Source organism: Segatella sp. (assembly GCF_977051555.1).
Genome location: NZ_CDRSSE010000045.1, coordinates 1 through 14,442 on the forward strand (window position 1 = coordinate 1; position 14,442 = coordinate 14,442).

Here is a 14,442-nt window from a genome sequence, read left to right on the forward strand (position 1 = left end):
TCGAATGGCATCCAAAATAGGAACCGCCGTATGCGGAACCGCACGTACGGTGGTGTGGGAGGTCGGTAAGTGTGAAAATAGGAGGCAAATGCCTTTTGTGATTAGCATTTACCTCCTACCCGATTCTGGCTTTTTCGTGTCCACTTTGGGGAACTGCTACAGCCAAGGCTAAAGGTGACAACTTTTTCACGTATAAGACAAAAACCTCTGACTTTTTTATAATTTAACATCAAAAAACCTCTGACTTTTTTATAATTTAGCATCAAATAACCTCTGACTTTTTTATAAAAAAGCTTAATTGATTGGCTTTTATTCAGATAAAAGTGCTATCTTTGCATAAAATAAGCTGCACTCGGCAATCAGAAAGCAAGCTTTCATTGCGCTCGTTTGCATTATCTTTGCATTGAAAATCAATAATATAGAGATATGAAGTATCTGAAAAGACAAATAGATAAAGAGTTTGAAGCGTGGAAAAGTTCTGTAGAGCATAAACCATTGCTTGTGAGAGGAGCAAGGCAGGTAGGTAAGTCAAGTGCCATTAGACACTTGGGAGAGTCCTTTCCTTATTTCTTGGAAGTGAACTTTGAGCGTGATAAGACTGTCAAGGAATTCTTTGATGGCGATTTAAACGTGAAGTTTATTTCGGAGCAATTGTCGGCATATTTCAAAGTTCCCGTTATTCCTGGCAAAACCTTGTTGTTCTTAGATGAGATACAGGCATGCCCTAATGCCATCCATAGCTTGTGGTTTTTCAAGGAAGATTATCCTGAACTTCATGTAGTGGCGGCTGGATCGCTATTGGAATTTGCATTGAAGGATTTAGGTGCTTATGGAGTAGGGCGTATCCGTTCGATGTTTGTATATCCGATGTCTTTTGATGAATTCCTTTATGCTTTAGGTGATGATGGATTGGTAAGTATGAAACGGAATGCAACCTCTCAAAAGCCATTGATGAATGTCTTCTATGAGCGATTAGTGGAGAGGTTTCGTTCATTCTTGCTTATAGGTGGTATGCCTGCTGCTGTGGCTAAGTACGTTGATACGAATAGTTATTTGGAAGTAGACTCTGTGCTTAGTGAGTTGAAGCAAACTTATATAGATGATTTCGTGAAATATAAAGCCAAGGTCAATCCTGTTTTGCTGCGTCAAACATTGTTTAGTGTGGCTCATCAAGTGGGGAGTAAATTCGTGTTTAGCCAAGTGGAAGGGGGATATACGACTGCGCAAGTCAAGAATGCTTTGGAGATGCTTAAAGATGCTGGTATCATTATACCTGTATGGCATACTGCGGCAAATGGCATTCCGCTTGGTGCAGAGATTAATCCGAAGTTTGTGAAGTATAATCTGATAGATCATGGCTTTCTCCTCAATCTGTTAGGAATAGGAGACTCTACTAATTCTATAGTGAAAGAACTATTGGTTGACAATGCTGCAGACTTAGTTGATAAGGGTAGTTTGACGGAGATGGTGGCAGGATTGGAATTACTAAAGTATATGTCGCCTAATGAGCGCCATGACTTATACTATTGGCAAAACTTGACTCGTGGAACCGTTTCGGAGGTTGATTATGTCTTGTCTCGTGGCATTGACATTGTTCCGATGGAAGTGAAGTCTGGTTTACGAGGTTCGATGGCGAGTCTTTATGTTTTTATGGAAAAAGAGCATATTAAGTATGCCATTCGCTGTTCTTTGGAGAACTTTGGGGAGTTTGTCAGCCCAAAAGGGAAGAAGATATTAGTCAATCCTCTTTATGCTATTTCTAACTTGTTTTCTTGTGGTGAAAGACTTCTGTAGGATTTTTTTTCGTAAAAGAATTGCCATATTGCCATATAAGCTGGTAACTGCCTGATTGTTAGTTGATACCGATATTGCAATAGCTTTTTAATTGCCATAATCTGCCATATATTGCCATAAAAATAGCGATACTTAGGTGTTTTTGGTGATTTTTAGCGGTGTTTTTGAGGCAAAAGGCAGGAGGCATTGAGCAAAAAGGCGTTTTTTCGGTTCAATGCCTATTGTTTTTGATGCTATTTTTCCCGTATAATCTCCAATGCTGTTCCCGAAATTGCGTCCCGACGTAGCATCTGGTACGTCCCGACGTGATAACAGACGCGTCACGACGCAGCGCCAGATACGTCGCGATGTAATTTCGGATACATCCTGTCCAGATTCAAGTGAGCCTCATTTGAACTATCGCAAGTGTTTCAACAATGATATGCAGTATCTGGTAATGTGTAGTGAGAATATTGTGAGGGATAACCCCAAATCGTGATGGATGATAGATGATTACATAAAACTTATTCACGAATACGGCTGCATCGGGTTATAAATACGGCTGCGTCGGGTTACGAATATGGCTGCGTATGGTTACGAATATGGCAGCGTCGGGTTACGGATATGGCAGCATTGGGTTACGAATATGGCAGCATCGGGTTACGAATATGGCTGCGTAGGCTAACGGAGACGTATCTGTAAGCTTATCGAGACGTCTGCATCAGCTAACAGAGACGTCTGAACTCGCTAACTGAACTACTTGAGTTGCTTGATTGAACCACTTGAGTTAGCTGACTGAACCACTTGAGTATTCTTCTTCATGTGCTTGCATGCAACCATAAAACTTTTTCAGCAACTTTTCCCGGAAGTATGGAAGAAGGCAGAGTTGAAGGCAAACATGAGGCCAACACAGAAACGGCCTTCAGCCCGTACTTAAATCACATGCGAAAGTTTAGTTTAGATAAATTGCATCAAATTCTAAAAAAAATGGCATGTAGAAAGAATAGTATTGATAATGAGCAAGATAATATCATGTATTTCGCTACTTTTGTCGTATATTTGCCACCGAAAAGAACCAATAAACGTGTTGATTCTAAAAACAATAATTTTTAGTTTGTTGAAAAGAAAAGAGAGGGTATGTGAATGCCTCTCTTTTTGATTTTATCCGGTTCGAACATTGATTAATGTTCAAGATATAGTCCGTTTAGCTTTTCCAGGAAAACACAAACTTCATCATTTATCATTTCCATGAACCCATGAGTCTTCTTGTTCGATACGCCAGGATATGGAGTATAGTAATGCTCCTCAATCGGTTCTCCCTGGTTTCTGCCAAATATCAGGTAAGCTATGTGATGCTGCTTGAGTACTGTAAGCAATGTCTCTGAAAAAATACTGGAATCACCAATAGATTCTACTCCTGTTGTCAGTCCGAAGGCATTGTTGTGGTCTTGGGCAAAAGGCAGAGCCTGCTTCACAATCTCCTTGATGCTCTTCTGGTAGAGTGGGAGGTCGATGGCATTTTTGCTTTGCAGATATGTCACGTTGATCACATCAATCTTGTTGTCCGGATAGCGATCCATCAGATTCTTACCTGGCTGGTAGGTTTCAGAATAGCCATAAACTACATTCGTTACATCCTCGTCATCCAAGAGGTCCTGTATCTTCTTGTAAAGACTGATATAATCGTCTTTGCTGAGTTCACAATACCATGCCTTACCATCAACAGGAAGAGGATTGAGCACTATAGGTGCTTTGATACCATAACCATCTTGCAGTGTATCAAGATATTTGGCAAGCTGTTTGGTATATTCCTCCAGCATATCTTCATTGCCGTTATAATCAGGCATCGTCCAGTTCATGATGAGTAAGCCACCCTTACGGAAGTGTTTCAGCACATCTTCCCTGATAGCCTTGAACGGAACACCATCTGTATTCTGTGATTTTCCATTTTCAATGCCAGCCAACTCATATCCGTTTGCAGCCGGTCTGTAACCGCAGAGAGCTTTCAAGTCGCATCGGTCGCTGTCACATTGCCAGCGGTTCCAGCCTATTCCGGTTAAGGTACCGTACATCTGTCCTATCAGCGTACCTTTGTTGGCATACGCCTTGATGTTGGTTTTCAGATTCTCTGTGCGGGTTGTAAGACCGCTCATGGCAATCTCGTCATACGATTTCTTTTTCTTCTCACCGCATGAAGAGAAAGCCAGGAGGGCTGCGAACATCAATATAATATATTTGATTCTCATAATCTGTTATTCATTATAAGCCTTTTTCATAGCTTCCACTACTGTAGGGAGTGTCCACTGAGGAACACTTCTGTCTGTACCGTCGAAGATGCTCATCCAGTAGAAGGTAGCTACGCCGTATGCCTTAGCCTGCTTCACGATGTCGGCAGCTTGGTCGGCAGCAGCCTGAATCTCGCTGGCAGAACTTTTTTTGCTGACGCTCTTGCTTCCGTGAGTGCCATATTCACCGATGATGCAAGGAATGCCTTTGCTGATGAACTTGTTGTTCAGACGGGTGAACATATTCTTGATTTCATTGCTGCAGGAAGCATCCCATTTGCCTTTCTGTGCAAACCAATCCCAAGGAGCATAGGTGTGAACTTCTACGGCGATATGGCCATCCACCTTGTCGGTAGGGATAGTGAGGTTGTTTAATACTTCATCACCGCAGGCTGCAGCATAAGTGTTGACGATGAGGTTGCGGGTCTCGTTGTTGCCGCCGGTGGCACGAACTGCATTCACAAAGCTCTGTGCATAACCGTTCAAACCTTTATAGCTGCTAGCATTCTTTGGCGCATTCCAGGTGTTATCGGCATCGAGCATCTCATTGTAGCCTTCGAATACCAGGTGCTGGTCGTAGTTCTTGAAGCGGGTCGCAATCTGAGTCCAGAGAGATTCAAACTTCTCTTTGTTCTCCTTATAGTTGGCTTCATCAGCCTTGATCCAGTGCTTTACGTTCTCATCGTCAGCACCTGTATCGTGGTGAACATTCAGGATGCAGTACATTCCGTTATCAATGACGTAATCAACGATTTCCTGTATTCTGTTCATCCAGGCTTCATCCACGGTTCCGTCTTCCTTCATGTGCTGGAACCAGGTAACTGGGATGCGGACAGAATTAAAACCGTTCTTCTTCAGGAAATCTACCATCGGTTTGGTCGTTGGCTCCTGTCCCCAAGCTTTCTCGAAATCAGTAACAGAATTGCTGTTCATGTTCATCCACATGGCTACCACATCTGTGCAGTTGCCGAAATTGGTACCGATGCCCATGTTCTTTACAGCTTGCGCTGCGCTTTCCTCAACATAGCTTCCTTTATGGAATACATTGAAGGTAATACTTTCTATCTTGTCGATATCGTATGTTGCCCATTCTATGCCTTCGTAGCCTTTGGCGTAAAGGATGAGTTGGTTACTTTTGTGCTTGATGGTAGATATGTCTCCATTCTTACTGTCTCCAGCAAGGCTCCATTCTGTAGTCTTTCCATCAGTTGTCTTGATGGTGAAGTTATCGCCAGCCTGCTGTGCCAGGAGCGCCAGCGGCATCAGAATCGTGATGAGTGAGAGTAATATCTTTTTCATTGTCTAGCTACTTTTATGGATTTGTTATTAATCTTGATGATGTAAACGCCATGTGTCAATGCATTGAGATTGATGATGGTCTTACCTTCTGCAGTTGTATGAGAGAGGCCGATGGCTTTTCCATCCAGTGCGAAGGCATTTATCTTGTTGTTGGTGCCATCCACGATGATGCGGTCTTCTTCCAGGGAGAATTTGCTGGAAGTTTGTAACTGACTGATACCGGTGGTAGTTCCATAGGTAAAAGTATTGACTTTCCACAGTTCGTATGATGCAGTCGTTCTTGTGGAAGTAATGGTCATTAAGTTATTACCGAAACAGATTTCAGGCATTGTTGTGAGAGCAAACTCAATCTTTTGTCCATCTTTGAAAGTAATAAACAAGGATTTACCATCTGCTGCCTTTGAAGTAAAGCAACTCAATACTAACAATAGGGATAATATGATTCTTCTCATTTTAATATTAAGTGTATTTTGGTTTATTATTCTTTTGATTTTGATTCTTTCTTTTCCAGATACATGCCATTGATATCATGGAGAAATAATGTTCTCGGTTCGTTGTAGAACTTGACAAAATCCTCTGTAGACCGTTGACCAGGGAAAGGAACATAATAGTGATTGGCAAGCTCGTGGCCATTCCGCCAAAGCATGACATAGCTGATAGGATGTTTGCCGATAGCCTTTGATAGGTTTTCGGTCCACCAGTTATCACTTTTAATGCTACGATAACCTGTTTCTGTTATAGCGATAGGCTTTCCGGCTTTTTTACCTAGCTTAGTCAACATCCTTAAATTCTTGTCCAGGGTCTTTGTAAAAGTAGCAAGAGCAGTTGTATCACCTTCTTCTGCATGACAATAGTAGTTGATACCCAGTATATCTATCAGCTCATCTCCAGGATAACGGGCTGTATAATGCGATTCAGATGCATCTTCTGTAGCTAAAGGTGAATAAGCATAGAGTACATTTACCACATCATTTTCTTTCATGCGCTCTTGTGTCATTTGCCAAAGAGCAAGATATTGTTCTTTTGTGCAAACAGAGTCTTCCCACCAAAAACGATTCTCGCCGTTCTCTTGCCATGGTCGGAAGATGACTGGTACTTTCACACCATAAGGAGTTTCGAGCGAATTCATGAAATCAGCTACTTTGTCAAGCCATCCCAGAAAGGCTTCGTGTTTGCTGCCGCCTTCCATGATGTCGTTGATAGAACCTCCTCTAACAGGATTTTTGCACTGCCATGATAGGGTAACAACGCCAGCACGGTCGTATTGGTTGATGATTTCTTTGCGTATGAGGTTGAATGGGGTAGAGTAGATGTTGAGTGAATCTCCAGTTTCAATACCTCCGATTTCAAAACCTACCAAGGAAGGCATATCTCCACAGATGGTTTTGATGTCTGAACGAGCACTGTCATCAGCCCATCCTTCACCATAAAGGGTAGCATCCTGCTGTCCGAAGAGATACCCCTTACTGCTGATTTCTTTGAGGTGATAAAGGAGGTTTTCCGTGCGTTGTGTCCTGCCGTTGTCACCCATTGGGTCATCGGCTTTTTTCTTGCCACAAGACCATAAAAGGCATGCCAAAAGGCATGCCGTTATTATTTGGATTTTTCTCATAGTCACATGAAATTACTTCATACTTGGTACCTGATCACGTGTAATGATATTAGGTTGAGACATAGCATTCTGCCACCACTCCTGTGTAGAGTGGAATGTCTTATTGTCTTCGTCGTTATACCATACCATGAACCAACTCCATTTAGCGCCCTTCTCATTTTGTTCGCTAAGTGTAGCAATTTGCTTCTTTGTGCTGGTGCTATAGCCGCATTCGCCGAGGGTTACAATCTTGTTGCCGTAAGTAGAGCTAAGTGTAGCAAATTCAGAGGCACAAGTTTCTGCTTTTTCACCATAGAGGTCACGCGCTACAATGTCTACATAAGCATCGCCAGGGTACCAGTCGTCATCCTTACCGCAGCTTGTCCAAACCCAGATAAGGTTGTCAAGACCTGCTTCCTTCAATTCGTTGAACATCTCTATCCAGAGAGTCTTGAATGTAGCTGCATCCTTGGCACCCCACCAGAACCACTTGCCGCTAGCCTCGTGGAATGGACGCCATAGTACAGGAATGTTTGCATTCTTCAAGAGTGTTAGATACTCTTTAAGTGTTGCCATGTCATTCTTCCAGACTTCGTTCTCCCAGGTGCCTTCTTTCAGAGCATTGCTTGGGTCGAATGTAGTTCCCTCTGGTTTACTATCAGACTTAACATAGAAGGCATAATCCTTATTAGGGTCAAGGGTTGCTGTTGGCTTATAGAGTTGTGTGCCTTGAGCCAAGTCCTTGTTTGCCGGTACGATATAAACGCCTGTCAAAGTATAGTCATGACCAGAAAGAATGAAACCATTGTTCTTCATGTCTGCCAGTGTAGTTGCATCAAGAGTCATAGAATATTGGTCTCCACTGATATCAAAGTATTCCCAACTGGTACCAGCTTCGTCTGTAAAGCCTGTCCAGGAAGAATTTTTGATAGAACCTTGAGCACCGTCAGCCACGTCAGAAATAGTAGCTACAAGTTTGTCGCCTACCTGTGCATTTCCAAGAGCTGCCTTTACAGCATCGTTGGTCAACTGGAGGTTAGCGCTCCAATCGCTGAGCATCTTGATGCCTTTACCTGCCTGTGGTTCATTCTTAGGTACATTCCAGTGCCACATGAGCTGAACAATACCATTGTTGTCTGCCCAGTTTTTAACAGGAGTAATATCCTTGTAGTTAATCCAGTTTGCAGCCATGTGTATGTAGTCAAAGCCGTTGATGGCAGGATATTTGCCTGTCCACTCGTTTACCTGATCGGCACAAGTATGATTCCAAGCAACATTTGCCATCATACCGGAAATCGTTTTGGTATCTACATTTTCCAAGAGGAAGTTGTAGAGTTTCTTAGCCTCAACAGTTGTTGCCATCACTGGAGTCTTGTCCAATCCAACAGTCTGGAACGAAACGTTGATGTCTTTGTCGTATGTCTTGCCTTGTCCGTTAGCAACGAGTCCCGCAGGCACTGTTACGTTTACGTTCTGTTCACGTTCCGGGCAGTTGATGATAACAGACAGCACGCTATCCTGACCATAGACAAGAGCCTTGGAAAGAGTACCACCTGTTACAGTAATCTTCTCAGCCTCGTTTGAAGCGAAGAAAATACGCTTGTCAAACTTGAGGTTGACAGTAATATCACCTCTCTTTACCTTATTAGCGCCTTCAGTAGGAGTTGAACTCACTAATTGTGGGGCATCTACATCAGGAATGGTGTATTGAGCATCAGTGTCGGCGCAAGCAGTGACCCCGAAGGTCACTGCTGCCATTGCCAGCGCTGATAATATATGATTCTTTCTCATAGTTATCTTTGTTTTATTTGTTTGTATAAATAAGGTTTACTCCAGAGTAATCTTAGTGAGTGTAAAGTGCTTGCCTTGTACGATGAAAGTATTACCCCACCATTGCTGTGTGTAAATCTTTGCAAGAATTTCTTCTGTAAGCTCAAGGTCGATTGAATTGTTGTGGGCACTCAAGTCCCATGCTTTAAATTCACTATCTTCTTTAGCACCAACACAAAGGAAAGTTCCTCCCCAATGTCCTTCGAAAATCTTGGCTTGCCAGTCTGCTTCAGCATCCTTGACATAGAAGTGGACAATTTGTCCTGCGGATGCACCTGCTGCAGCAAGTTCTGTACCTGCGTCAGAGAGAACCCCATAGTTAACAGACCATTCTCCCATTTCTTCGTTGCCAGTCCAAAGAGTCTTTTCCTGTGGAATGGTAATCTCTGCTTCAATCTTGTTGATGATAGCACCTGTACCATTGAATATGATGAGACCGCCCCAATCGGTAGATTTTGCCTTGAGGGCTGCAATCACTGTTGCAGAAAGTGGCAAGGTGAACTCTTTCGCATTAGCGTCCAACTTGTAAACATGTTCTTTGGCTTCACCATTGTCAAGGTCGATATTACCCCAACCACCATCTTGACCTTTCAACTGAACGTTGTCTGCTGTTGGGGTATATTTAATCTTCAAGACAACGTTTGCTCCATCAGGAATATTATCTAATGCGTCTTGAGCAATCAAGCCTTGAGTATTAGCACTCCATCCAGCGAGGTCGAGAGGACCGTTCATCAGTGTTCTTGTAATGCTGCCTGCAGGAATAACAGTGATATCATACTCAATCTCACCATTAGAAGAAACAAGTTTCAAGGTTGATTTCTTCTTGGCGTTTGTAGGGATAGAAATTGTCAGCAATGATGTCTTTTCAGCATAAACATAATTTACTTTCTTGCCATTTATATACGCAGCTTCCAACTTGTCCCCATTCTGTACAGGAACAGTCATTGTGCTACCAGCTTCTGGAGTCGTTTCTTTATTTGTGAAATCTGGCATTTCTGTGATATAGCAGAATACTGCCTCCTCAATATTTAATTCAAGACCTTCAATGGAAGTTCCATTTGCCATCGTAAGAGTTGGTTTGCCAGTCTTTGCATTCATCGGAACAGTGAGTGTGATACTCTTGCCGTCTTCTGCAGCTTTCACTTCTACCTCGTCTGTACCTTCACTAAACTGTACCTTCTTTACAAGGTCGAGATCTGTACCCTTGATGGTGAGTACACCACCTGCGCTTACTGTACTGTTATCGTAACCTGTAACTACTGGTTTCACGAGCGTGAAAGGAACTTCTACTCCCTTGCCGTTCTTCATGCGCAATACGAGTTTACCCTCTTGGGTAGTTTCTGGTACGCTTTCGATGATAAGCTTTGTTCCGTCTGGAGTGACGATGAACTTGATTTCATCACTAACGTTAGGCATCTCAATAGAGTTGACTACATCCAAATCCTTACCGCTGATAATCAACTGTGCACCAGCCTTAACAGGTGAAGGTGAAGCAACACAATCTGTAGGAGCGATAGTTGTCAAAGTACCGACAGGAATTTCTACACCTGAACGTACAACAAGTTTAAAGTCACCATCAGGTGCTTCTGCAGGAAGAGCGAAAGTTAAAGTCTTGCCATCTTCGCTGACAGTGAAGTCTGTAGTTTCAAACTCTTTGCCATTTGCATCATCCTCTTTTGGTGTGAAACGGAGGGCGCTAACAAGACTGAAGTGTTCACCTGTTACGGTGATATTTTCGCCAAGTTTAGCAGTAACACCACCCGTCAACTCAGCTTCACCGCGAGGAGAAGCCCACTTGCTGACTGTAGGTGTACCTACAACGAGAGCATTCTCTGACTCGATGATGTTATAGAGAGCTATTGATGGGTCTTCTACTGTAGTCAGGTCAAGGTCGAAGAGGTTGATCTTACCATTTTTAGCCTCTTCAGGAACAACGACCTCAATCTTATAGCGAGAATGAGATACGAAATTCTTCTCTGGAATCTGTACACCATCGGTAAACTCAATCATGTGAACGAGGTTAAGGTAATCACCTTCGATGGTCAAAGTCTCGCCTGGCATGATAGTAGCAGGAGAGAATGAACTGAAGACGATAGGCTCCTCGTAAGTGAGCTGGGTCTTGGTCTTGATTTCCTCATCAGTCTTGGTGACAAGGGTAAGGTATCCAACAAGAGGGCCATCCTTAGGAATAGTAATCTTGATTTCACTTGGAATGCCCGCCTTCACAACTTCTATGTTCGTGATATCATCGCAACCTGGAATCTGAATTTTTGAAATCTGGTCGAGGTTGCTACCTAAGAAGCGGAGCTGACCACCACGCATCACAGGCTGTGGACCATATACATTGAGGTGAACACCTTGTTGATACTGGTTGGTATCAAGGTCATCCTCGCTGCAGGCTGTGAGTGATAGCCCCATCAGGGCTACCACCAACAGTGCTAATATATTCTTGATCTTTTTCATGTTTGTTTCTGTTTAAAGATTATTTATTAGGAACCACACGGATGTTGTCAATCTTGATGATTGGCTTACATTCTGTACCATTTACGCCACCACCAACGACAAACATGGTGAGACTTGCAAAGTCTGTAATCTTATTTGGAAGATTGGTCGTAGCATTTCCCTTGTTGTCAAGATTGAAACTGCTCAGAGGTATAGTAACGGTAATCCACTCGTTTGCTGTGTCGAATGTTCCTGTTGATTGCCAAGGACGATAGATAGCACGACCATAGGTCTCTTCTTTCTTGTTTCTCTTTCCTTCGCCATTGAATACAAAAGCGTTTGGACCTGAAACATATCCATCATAGCTAGTGTCATCTACAGGTTTTCCATCACCACCAGTTTCACCATTTAATGTAACCTTGTCGTAACCCATAAACGAAATTTGCATACCACCTGCATTCCATGGGTTTGAAGATGGAACATACATTTCGAATTTCAATGACATGTTAGCAAAATGAGTGAAGTCTGCAACATTGTATAGTGCGACACCATCACCGCTCATTACGTGCTGAGGCTCATCCCATGAACCTGCCCAGTATTCGAAAGAGAAAAAGTTGTCTTCCCATCCACCGTCACTTGTCATGACTTTATTGCCGTCACCAAGTTGAACATATTTTCCCTTCAGGGAAGTTTTGTCTTCTACAATGTCTCGTTTGTGCCAACCATGGTTGCCCAATACATTCACACCATCCCAAGGAGTATCAAAGTCGAAGAGCATGCCACGAGAATCGAGATAATGGAATGAGGTTTCAGTTTCGCCGTAGAGAGTCTCAACCTTGAATGCTCCTTCTGTGTTGCAACTCTCAGGAAGTATGAAAGATATAGCACTCTGGGTGATACTCTTGAAGTCTGTAACAACAGAACCATCAGGGCAAGTTACCTTGAGAGGTACATTTGGATCGTCTACAAAATAGTTGCCATAGAATGTTACCTCACTACCAGGTTTTGCATATTCACAAGACATAGATGTAGGATTTGGAGCAGGAACCACGACTTTGAAATCGTAATCTACTTTTTCTCCATCTCTTGTCACCATATATATCTTGTCTGTTACATCTGCCGGGATAGTTGCAGGAATCTGCACAATCATGGTGTGGTCGGTGATGTAACTTGTATTCAACTGTGCCTTCTGGTCGTTGAAGTAAAGTTCCTTGATGCTTGTCAGGTTGTTACCTACAAGGCAAATTACAGACGAAAGACTCGCTTTATCGAGCAGTGAGTCTGCCTGTGACAAATAAGGCATACGGATGTAGTTCACGGTAGGAACACCCCCTGTAAGCTCAAACTTATCTGGCTGGTCTTCGCATGAGGTCAGTATGCTGGCAGAAATTGCCATCAGACCTGCAAACAACCAACTGAATATTTTATTTAGTTTCATATTATGTTCTTTTTAAAAGTTCATTAATAAGAGAATGCTTCTCTAACATCTACATGCTGTGCTTCTTCCATCAGATGAGGGTTGTAAACCACGTCACCCTGTGGAAATGGCAACTGGAAGATAGACGTTGTGACATTTGGTTTAGGAGTAGAAGTGTCGTAGAACATCTTGCTCTCATCTACATCCCATGGGCCATTGCCGTTACCTTTATTGTAGTATGCCTTGTAGAGGTCAGCCAAACCATTATAAGCATTACGCTTTTGGTTCTTGATGATATTCATTGCCTTTTCTACATTGTAGTATGACATACGTACCAAGTCAAACCAATAGTCGCCTTCTAAAGCGAGTTCCAAACGGCGCTCCTTCAACACATCATCAAGAGTGATGCTTGATGGTTTATCAAAGAGAGTTGGTCTTGCTCTGTGCCAAACCTGATAGTAAGCATCAATAGCACTTGCATCAGAGGTAGAACCTGCATTGCCAATTTTAGCTTCTGCATAGATCAGATAAACATCTGCAAGGCGCAATACATGGGTAGAGAGATCTGAAGACTGCTTGCCAGCACTTCTTCCGAAAGTCTTTACGTGGTCTGCATCGTTTCCATAAAGATGTTTGGCGATATTGGCGCCGGTACCTGACTGAAGACCGTCATTGCTTCCTGGTGCATACTTCTTGTCGTGGAGGAATTTGAGATAGTCGAAGCCTCCCTTGTCTTGCCACCATTGGCTATATGTATCACCAGCCATCATCATGGTAGCCTTACGGCGTTCATCAGTAGCAGGACGAGAACTAGGATTTTGAAGTGGTGTTACACCAAATGCTTCTTCCAAGTCTACCGAAGGTGCTGTCCAGTCACCCCAACTCTGATACTCACAGAAACCTGCAGGAGCCAACTCTGAAGTCAAGCAGTTACCACAGGTATAATTCAACTGATCTGCGGTCCATCGCCATCCGATGAGGCTTTCATCGCAGTTGTTGTTTTCACCCTTGAAGATATCTTCATATTTCTCCATGAGTTTTTTGCCAGAGTTATCAATTACATCTTTGGCAAGTTCAGCAGCTTTGACAAGGTCATTCTCGTCACGCTGTCCGTTTCCATTGCAATTGATACCACTTTTTGCGAGATATACTTTTGCGAGCAAACCCTTGGCACCCCATTTATCTATTCTTCCAGCTGTGTTGGTATTTGGAAGTAAATCGATGGCTTTCTCCAATGTCATCACGATATACTCGTAAACATCGGCAGCCTTTACCTTATATTTATTATTATAATCGCCGGCTGCAATCTCAGAACTGTTGTTATGTACGATAGGCACATCACCCCAGATGCGGACAAGATAGAAATATGCCATTGCTTTCCATGCCAGACATTCGCCCATGGCTGTGTTCTTGGCACTTTCTGATGCATTGGCAGTCTGCAGACGGTTGTAGATGGTATTTGCCTGTGCGTTTACTGCCCATAGCGAATTGGAAGCAGAAGTGATGTCAGGATCACTACCATTTACGGTAAAGGTAAGATATGGTGACTGCCCCATGTACAAGTTACCTGACATAACTTCAGGAATCTTGTAGTAGCCACGGCTCAGAAAGTCGTACCAAGGAGAACTGTAAAGTGAGTTGGTGCTCACTTTCACCTGGTCGTCATTTGCATAATAGTTAGCATCATTGTAGCTATCTTCGTTAGGACGGTCGAGAAAGTCTTCACAAGAGGTGAAAGTGCCGCCCAATAAGAGTGCAAATGCTATATATTTAAAGTTCGATAATTTCATATTCTTTGTTTTTTA

At 42.9% G+C, this 14,442-nt stretch carries 10 protein-coding genes; 2 read left to right on the forward strand and 8 right to left on the reverse strand.

Features of this window, described 5'->3' with window-relative positions:
* Positions 1-426 precede the first annotated feature (426 nt).
* Together ACWJAO_RS10510 and ACWJAO_RS10515 are read left to right on the forward strand one after the other, a co-directional pair.
* Complete coding sequence (locus ACWJAO_RS10510; protein ID WP_449140210.1) at positions 427-1,794, forward strand: ATP-binding protein; 1,368 nt, start codon at positions 427-429, stop codon at positions 1,792-1,794.
* Positions 1,795-2,643: 849 nt separating this feature from the next.
* The gene (locus tag ACWJAO_RS10515; RefSeq protein ID WP_264899013.1) at positions 2,644-2,886 is read left to right on the forward strand and encodes a hypothetical protein; all 243 of its coding nucleotides are present in this window, start codon (positions 2,644-2,646) and stop codon (positions 2,884-2,886) included.
* Positions 2,887-2,954: 68 nt separating this feature from the next.
* On the opposite strand, the gene ACWJAO_RS10520 is transcribed toward ACWJAO_RS10515, so the two are convergent.
* From ACWJAO_RS10520 to ACWJAO_RS10555, 8 genes are read right to left on the reverse strand one after another with little or no spacing between them, the layout of a single operon-like run.
* Entirely contained in the window at positions 2,955-4,019 is a 1,065-nt protein-coding gene (locus tag ACWJAO_RS10520; RefSeq protein WP_449140211.1) for a hypothetical protein, read from the reverse strand.
* A gap of 6 nt (positions 4,020-4,025) precedes the next feature.
* Positions 4,026-5,357, reverse strand: coding sequence for a glycoside hydrolase family 5 protein (locus ACWJAO_RS10525; RefSeq protein WP_449140212.1), 1,332 nt, complete (start codon positions 5,355-5,357; stop codon positions 4,026-4,028).
* Positions 5,354-5,809, reverse strand: coding sequence for a T9SS type A sorting domain-containing protein (locus tag ACWJAO_RS10530; protein WP_449140213.1), 456 nt, complete (start codon positions 5,807-5,809; stop codon positions 5,354-5,356). Before ACWJAO_RS10530 ends, ACWJAO_RS10525 begins: the two co-directional genes overlap by 4 nt.
* 26 nt (positions 5,810-5,835) lie before the next feature.
* The gene (locus ACWJAO_RS10535; protein ID WP_449140214.1) at positions 5,836-6,936 is read right to left on the reverse strand and encodes a glycoside hydrolase family 26 protein; all 1,101 of its coding nucleotides are present in this window, start codon (positions 6,934-6,936) and stop codon (positions 5,836-5,838) included.
* A gap of 45 nt (positions 6,937-6,981) precedes the next feature.
* Entirely contained in the window at positions 6,982-8,739 is a 1,758-nt protein-coding gene (locus ACWJAO_RS10540; protein WP_449140215.1) for a glycoside hydrolase family 26 protein, read from the reverse strand.
* Between the two features lie 36 nt (positions 8,740-8,775).
* Positions 8,776-11,241, reverse strand: a complete 2,466-nt coding sequence (locus ACWJAO_RS10545; protein ID WP_449140216.1) for a hypothetical protein — start codon at positions 11,239-11,241, stop codon at positions 8,776-8,778.
* Positions 11,242-11,260: 19 nt separating this feature from the next.
* Positions 11,261-12,658: a glycan-binding surface protein gene (locus ACWJAO_RS10550; protein WP_449140217.1), complete on the reverse strand. Its 1,398-nt coding sequence runs from the start codon at positions 12,656-12,658 to the stop codon at positions 11,261-11,263.
* Positions 12,659-12,681: 23 nt separating this feature from the next.
* Positions 12,682-14,427 (reverse strand): RagB/SusD family nutrient uptake outer membrane protein, encoded by a 1,746-nt coding sequence (locus ACWJAO_RS10555; protein ID WP_449140218.1) that lies wholly within the window; start codon positions 14,425-14,427, stop codon positions 12,682-12,684.
* Between the last annotated feature and the right edge of the window lie 15 nt (positions 14,428-14,442).

Bases quoted from the DNA above. Each gene is read 5' to 3' on its own strand.
- ACWJAO_RS10540 (WP_449140215.1), bottom strand. From the start codon at position 8,739: ATGAGAAAGAATCATATATTATCAGCGCTGGCAATGGCAGCAGTGACC.
- ACWJAO_RS10525 (WP_449140212.1), bottom strand. From the start codon at position 5,357: ATGAAAAAGATATTACTCTCACTCATCACGATTCTGATGCCGCTGGCG.
- ACWJAO_RS10550 (WP_449140217.1), bottom strand. From the start codon at position 12,658: ATGAAACTAAATAAAATATTCAGTTGGTTGTTTGCAGGTCTGATGGCA.
- ACWJAO_RS10520 (WP_449140211.1), bottom strand. From the start codon at position 4,019: ATGAGAATCAAATATATTATATTGATGTTCGCAGCCCTCCTGGCTTTC.
- ACWJAO_RS10515 (WP_264899013.1), top strand. From the start codon at position 2,644: ATGGAAGAAGGCAGAGTTGAAGGCAAACATGAGGCCAACACAGAAACG.
- ACWJAO_RS10530 (WP_449140213.1), bottom strand. From the start codon at position 5,809: ATGAGAAGAATCATATTATCCCTATTGTTAGTATTGAGTTGCTTTACT.
- ACWJAO_RS10545 (WP_449140216.1), bottom strand. From the start codon at position 11,241: ATGAAAAAGATCAAGAATATATTAGCACTGTTGGTGGTAGCCCTGATG.
- ACWJAO_RS10555 (WP_449140218.1), bottom strand. From the start codon at position 14,427: ATGAAATTATCGAACTTTAAATATATAGCATTTGCACTCTTATTGGGC.
- ACWJAO_RS10510 (WP_449140210.1), top strand. From the start codon at position 427: ATGAAGTATCTGAAAAGACAAATAGATAAAGAGTTTGAAGCGTGGAAA.